Here is a 6,546-nt window from a genome sequence, read left to right on the forward strand (position 1 = left end):
TTGCCGTCGTCGAGGGCCCACTCGTGGCCGATCGGGTGGTCGTGCGGCGGCGCCGAGATCTTGATGCCGATCTTGTCCAGTTCGTCCCGGATCAGCGGCTCGAAACGGTCGGCGGCCTCCTCGGCGACGAGCACCAGGTTGACCCGGTTGCACACGCCCAGCCGATCGGTGCCCTCGCGGACCAGGCGCCGCACGGTGGCGGGATCGGCGGCGCTGTCGACGTACAGGACGCCGCCGCCCTCGGCGTGGGCGAGCGTGCGCACGCCGTGCCGCGCCGCTTCGGCGCCGAGGGCGGCCGTGGTCTCGCCGCTGCCGCGCAGGATGACGAGTCGGATCAGGGTCGGCTGGCGGACGAGCGCTGCCGCGAACTCGTGTCCGGGCTCGCCGACGACCTGGATGATGTCGGCGTCGATGCCGGCGGCCTCGAGCGCCGGGACGATGACGTGGCGGTGCAGGGCGAGGGCCGAGCCGATCGCCGCCGACCCGGTGCGCAGGACGCCGGCGTTGCGCGACTTGAGCAGCTGGGAGGCCACGTCGATGGTCACGTTCGGGCGCGCCTCGTAGTTGACGCCGATGACGCCGACCGGGCGGCGGCGCTCGATGAGCTGGAGCCCGTCGCCGAGCGCGCGAACGGGGACGTCCCGGACCATCGGCGCCGTCTCGGCGAGCAGGCGCAGGTTGTCGGCGAGGTCGGCGAGCCGCTCCGGGCCCAGCCGGAGCCGGTCGAGCAGGGCCGAGCTCATGCCGGCGTCCTGGGCCGCGGACACGTCGTCGGCGTTGGCGGCGGCCAGTTCGGGCGCGGCGGTGGCCAGCCGGTCGGCCATCGCGCTGAGGGCGGTGCCGAGCTGGGCGTCGGTGGCGTCGGCGAGCGAATCCGCGGCCGCGGCGGCCTTGCCGGCCAGCCCGGCCAGCACCTCGTCGGCAGCGGACGCGGCGGCATAAGTCGTCACCGCAGAAGAACTCACGCCCAGCAGTCTCCCATCACCCGCTCACCCTCTCCGACTTGTCCCGGCCTCCTCCGCTCCTGCCCGGAGCTAGCCGGGACAACTTCCCCGCCTCCCGCGACCTGTCCCGGCTTCGTCCGCTCATAGGCGGTCGACGCCGGGACAACTAGATATCCACAGGACCTCACCCAACGCCGCCAGGGCCGGGTTTCGCGAGGCACAGTGCCACGGTGACACCGCGGGCGACACTCCAGGCACGGGCGCCGGCGGGCGTCGACTTCGTGGCGGCCCCGGCCGACCTCGGGATTCTGGCCGAGCGGCAATTCGGCGTCGTCACACGCCGCCAGCTGGCCGACGCCGGATTCACCGCGCACGACATCGAGACGGCTACCCGCGCCCGACGTTGGCGGACGTTCGGTCGCAATGTCGTCGTCATGCAGAACGCACCGGTAACTCCGGCGCAGCGGGAATGGATCGCAGTCCTACTGCCGGGCAAACCGGCGGCGTTGGCGGGACTGTCCGCCGCCGCAGCTGCCGGCCTCCGGGGCTTCGAGCCCGATCGAGTTCACGTCCTCGTGCGGCATGCCACCGAGGCACGCGTACCTCAATGGGTCAAGCTCCACGAGTCGCGCCGGTTCGCTGAGCTCGACATCAATCGGGCAGCGTCGATCCCGCGAACGACGGCCGCGCGGTCGATCGTCGACGCGGCGGCCTGGTCCCGCTACCCCCGCCGCGCGTGCTCGATTCTGTGCGCCGGCGTCCAACAGCGATTGGTCACGGCGGACCAGTTGGCGACCGAACTCGTGGCGGCCGGTCGCATCCGGCACGTCGCGGTCATGCGCGACATCCTGGGAGACATCAGTGGCGGCGGGCACACGCTGGCCGAAATCGACCTGGGCAAGCTCGCGTCGCGCGCCGGGCTGCCACCGCCACGGCGGCAAGGCGCACGGACGGACCCGGAAGGAAAGGCTCGGTACCTGGACGCCGAATTCGATCTGCCGGACGGCGCGCTGCTCGTGGTGGAGGTCGACGGGCGCGGGCACCTCGAGGTCGACCAGTGGGTGGACGACGCCGATCGTGAGAACGAGGTGGTGATCGGCGGCAAAACTGTCCTGCGGTACCCGTCGATCACCGTCCGGTTGAACCCCGGCCGGGTGATCGATCAGCTACGACGCATCCGACTCGCCCACACCCGGCCCTGACTTGTCCCGTCTTGGTCCGGAGATAGCCGGAGGACGCCGGGACAAGTCCGGAGGTTTAACGAAGCTGTCCCGGCTTCGTCCGCACAAACGCGGAGGAAGCCGGGACAACTTGCGATATCTAGCGGTAGTCGTCGTAGCCGAACTCGTCCAGCGGAACCGCCGGGCCGAGCCCGGCGTTACCGAACCCGTAGTAGTCGTTCTCGTCGTAGCCGGCCATCGAGAACGCCGCGGCGCGGGCCTCTTCGGTCGGGTTGACGTCGACGTTGCGGTACCGCGAGATGCCGGTACCGGCCGGGATCAGCTTGCCGATGATCACGTTCTCCTTCAGGCCGACGAGCGAGTCGCTCTTGGCCGAGATGGCGGCGTCGGTGAGGACGCGCGTCGTCTCCTGGAAGGAGGCCGCCGACAGCCACGACTCGGTGGCCAACGACGCCTTCGTGATGCCCATCAGCACCGGACGGCCCGAGGCCGGCTCGTTGCCCTCGGCAACCACGCGGCGGTTCTCCGCCTCGAAGTTGCTCCGCTCGACGAGCGAACCCGGAAGGAACTCGGTGGCACCCGACTCGATCACGGTGATGCGCTTGAGCATCTGCCGGATGATCACCTCGATGTGCTTGTCGTGGATCGCCACACCCTGCGAGCGGTAGACCTCCTGGACCTCGCGCACCAGGTGCAGCTGCACCTCACGCGGGCCCATGATCCGCAGCACGTCGTGCGGGTTGACCGCACCCGAGATCAGCTGCGCCCCGGCCTCGACCGAGTCACCGTCGTTCACCAGGGGACGGGAGCGCCGAGTGATCGGGTACTCCTTCTCCTCGGTGCCGTCGTCCGGGATGATCACGATTCGCCGGCTGGAGCCCTTCGACCCGTCCGACTCCTCGAACCGCACCCGTCCCGACGCCTCGGCGATCGGCGCGACACCCTTGGGCACCCGAGCCTCGAACAGCTCGCCCACACGCGGCAGACCGTGCGTGATGTCGTCACCGGCGATACCGCCGGTGTGGAACGTCCGCATGGTCAGCTGGGTGCCGGGCTCGCCGATCGACTGGGCCGCGATGATGCCGACGGCCTCGCCGACGTCCACCAGCTTGCCGGTCGCGAGCGACCGTCCGTAGCAGGTGGCGCAGGTGCCGAGCGCCGACTCACAGGTCAGCACCGAGCGGACCCGCACCTCGCTGACGCCGGCGTTCACGAGCTCCTCGATCTTCACGTCGCCGAGGTCGCTGCCGGCGGCGGCCAGGACGGCCTTCGAACCCGGCTTGTGGATGTCCTCGGACAGCACCCGGGCGTAGACCGAGGTCTCGACGTGGACGTCCTTGACGAGCGTGCCGTCCGGGCCGGGCGCGGCGATCGTCAGCGACAGGCCGCGGTCGGTGCCGCAGTCCTCCTCGCGGATGATCACGTCCTGCGACACGTCCACCAGACGACGGGTCAGGTAACCCGAGTCGGCGGTCCGCAGCGCGGTGTCGGCCAGACCCTTGCGGGCGCCGTGCGTGGCGATGAAGTACTCGAGGACGGACAGACCCTCGCGGAAGTTGGCCTTGATCGGACGAGGGATGATCTCGCCCTTCGGGTTGGCCACCAGACCGCGCATACCGGCGATCTGCCGCATCTGCATCATGTTTCCTCGGGCACCCGAGTTGACCATGATGTAGACGGGGTTCGTCTTCGGGAAGTTGAGCTCCATCTCCTTGGCGACCTCGCTGGTCGCCTTGGTCCAGACCTCGACGAGCTCCTGACGGCGCTCCTCCTCCGTGATGACACCGCGCAGGTACTGCTTCTCGATCTTGTCGGCGTCCTTCTCGTAACGCTCGAGGATGCCGGCCTTCGACGGCGGCGTGACGACGTCGTCGATGGCGATCGTGATGCCCGACCGGGTCGCCCAGTGGAAGCCGGCCGCCTTGAGGTTGTCCAGCGTGTTGGCGACCTGGACCTTGGGGTAGCGCTCGGCCAGGTCGTTGACGATCTGCCCGAGCTCCTTCTTGGTCACCTCGTAGTTGACGAAGCGGTAGTCGCCCGGCAACGCGTCGTTGAACAGGCAGCGGCCCAGCGTCGTCTGCAGAACCAGCGGCTTGCCCGGCTCCCAGCCCTCCGGCGCGGTCCACTTCTCGGCACCGGTGCCGTTGTCGACGGCCGTGACACCCTGCAGCCGGATCTGCACCGGCGCCTGCAGGTGCAGCGACTTGATGTCGCGGGCCATGATCGCCTCGGACTCCGAGGAGAACAGCCGTCCCGCCCCCTCGCCTTCCGGGCGAAGGGCGGTCAGGTGGTACAGACCCAGGATCATGTCCTGCGTCGGCATGGTCACCGGACGGCCGTCAGCCGGCTTGAGGATGTTGTTCGTCGACAGCATCAGGATCCGCGCCTCGGCCTGGGCCTCGGCCGACAGCGGCAGGTGCACCGCCATCTGGTCGCCGTCGAAGTCCGCGTTGAACGCGGTGCAGACGAGCGGGTGGATCTGGATCGCCTTGCCCTCGACCAGCTGCGGTTCGAAGGCCTGGATGCCGAGGCGGTGCAGCGTCGGTGCGCGGTTCAGCAGCACCGGGTGCTCGCGGATGACCTCTTCGAGGACGTCCCACACGACCGGGCGGGCCCGCTCGACCATGCGCTTGGCCGACTTGATGTTCTGCGCGTGGCTGAGATCGACCAGGCGCTTCATCACGAACGGCTTGAACAGCTCGAGCGCCATGCCCTTGGGCAGGCCGCACTGGTGCAGCTTGAGCTGCGGGCCGACGATGATCACCGAACGGCCGGAGTAGTCGACGCGCTTGCCCAGCAGGTTCTGCCGGAAGCGGCCCTGCTTGCCCTTGAGGAGGTCGGACAGCGACTTGAGCGGACGGTTGCCCGGCCCGGTGACCGGACGGCCGCGCCGGCCGTTGTCGAACAACGCGTCCACGGACTCCTGCAGCATCCGCTTCTCGTTGTTGACGATGATCTCGGGCGCGCCGAGGTCGATCAGTCGCTTGAGGCGGTTGTTGCGGTTGATCACGCGGCGGTACAGGTCGTTGAGGTCGGAGGTCGCGAAGCGGCCACCGTCCAGCTGCACCATCGGGCGCAGGTCCGGCGGGATCACCGGCACGCAGTCGAGGATCATGCCGGTGGGCGAGTTCGTGGTCGCCAGGAACGACGCCACCACCTTGAGCCGCTTGAGGGCGCGGATCTTCTTCTGGCCCTTGCCCGAGCGGATCGTCTCGCGCAGCGACTCGGCCTCGGCGTCGAGGTCGAAGTTCTTCACGAGGGTTTGGAGCGACTCCGCGCCCATGCCGCCCTCGAAGTAGTCGCCGAAGCGGTCGCGCAGCTCGCGGTAGAGCAGCTCGTCGGAGATGAGCTGCTTGACCTCGAGCTTGCGGAACGTGTCCATGACCTCGTCGAGACGGTCGATCTCACGCTGCGCCCGGTCGCGGATCTGGCGCATCTCGCGCTCGCCACCCTCGCGGACCTTACGGCGGACGTCGCTCTTGGCGCCCTCGGCCTCGAGCTCGGCCAGATCGGTCTCGAGCTTCTTGGCCCGGGCGTCGATGTCGGCGTCGCGGCGCTTCTCCAGCGTGGACTTCTCCGCGCTGACCTCGGCCTCGAGCGTCGGGAGGTCGCGGTGACGCTCCTCGTCGTTGACCTTGGTGATCAGGTACGCCGCGAAGTAGATGATCTTCTCGAGATCCTTCGGGGCGAGGTCGAGCAGGTAACCGAGGCGCGACGGAACGCCCTTGAAGTACCAGATGTGGGTAACCGGCGCGGCCAGCTCGATGTGGCCCATCCGCTCACGGCGCACCTTGGCGCGAGTGACCTCGACGCCACAGCGCTCGCAGATGATGCCCTTGAAGCGGACGCGCTTGTACTTGCCGCAGTAGCACTCCCAGTCCCGGGTCGGGCCGAAGATCTTCTCGCAGAAGAGCCCGTCCTTCTCCGGCTTCAGGGTGCGGTAGTTGATGGTTTCAGGCTTCTTGACCTCGCCGTGGCTCCACTGACGGATGTCGTCCGCAGTGGCCAGGCCGATACGCAGCTCGTCGAAAACATTGACGTCGAGCAAAGTTCCTTCTTCCCTAAGGGTGACGCTCAGATCAGTTGTGCTCCGCCTTTGCACCTTTCAGGGCTGCAAATCGAGGCCGACAGCAGCGCTGAAAGGTGCAAAGCGGGATCAGACCTCTTCGACGCTGGACGGCTCGAAGCGGCGGGACAGGTCGATGCCGAGTTCCTCGGCGGCGCGGTACACGTCGTCGTCGGTGTCACGCATCTCGACCGCGACGCCGTCGCTGGACAGCACCTCCACGTTCAGGCACAGCGACTGCAGTTCCTTCAGCAGCACCTTGAACGACTCGGGGATGCCCGGCTCGGGGATGTTCTCGCCCTTGACGATGGCCTCGTAGACCTTCACGCGGCCGAGGATGTCGTCGGACTTGATC

Annotated in this window: 4 protein-coding genes; 1 reads left to right on the forward strand and 3 read right to left on the reverse strand. The window is 68.5% G+C overall.

Features of this window, described 5'->3' with window-relative positions:
- Nucleotides 1-965 (reverse strand): aldehyde dehydrogenase family protein (locus ABR571_RS00630; RefSeq protein ID WP_409451248.1); only part of this gene is annotated, 965 nt, incomplete at its 3' end.
- Between the two features lie 209 nt (nucleotides 966-1,174).
- Between ABR571_RS00630 and ABR571_RS00635 the strand changes: the two genes are divergently transcribed.
- Nucleotides 1,175-2,146, forward strand: coding sequence for a hypothetical protein (locus ABR571_RS00635; RefSeq protein WP_409451249.1), 972 nt, complete (start codon nucleotides 1,175-1,177; stop codon nucleotides 2,144-2,146).
- A 118-nt stretch (nucleotides 2,147-2,264) separates the two neighbouring features.
- Here the strand turns inward: ABR571_RS00635 and ABR571_RS00640 are convergent, their stop codons facing one another.
- Together ABR571_RS00640 and ABR571_RS00645 are read right to left on the reverse strand one after the other, a co-directional pair.
- A complete protein-coding gene (locus ABR571_RS00640; RefSeq protein ID WP_409451250.1) occupies nucleotides 2,265-6,173 on the reverse strand; it encodes a DNA-directed RNA polymerase subunit beta' in 3,909 nt (1,302 codons plus the stop codon).
- Between the two features lie 108 nt (nucleotides 6,174-6,281).
- A partial coding sequence (locus ABR571_RS00645) for a hypothetical protein (protein WP_409451251.1) occupies nucleotides 6,282-6,546 on the reverse strand: 265 nt, incomplete at its 5' end.

It is taken from the genome of Jatrophihabitans sp., assembly GCF_046262535.1.
Lineage (GTDB): Bacteria > Actinomycetota > Actinomycetes > Mycobacteriales > Jatrophihabitantaceae > Jatrophihabitans.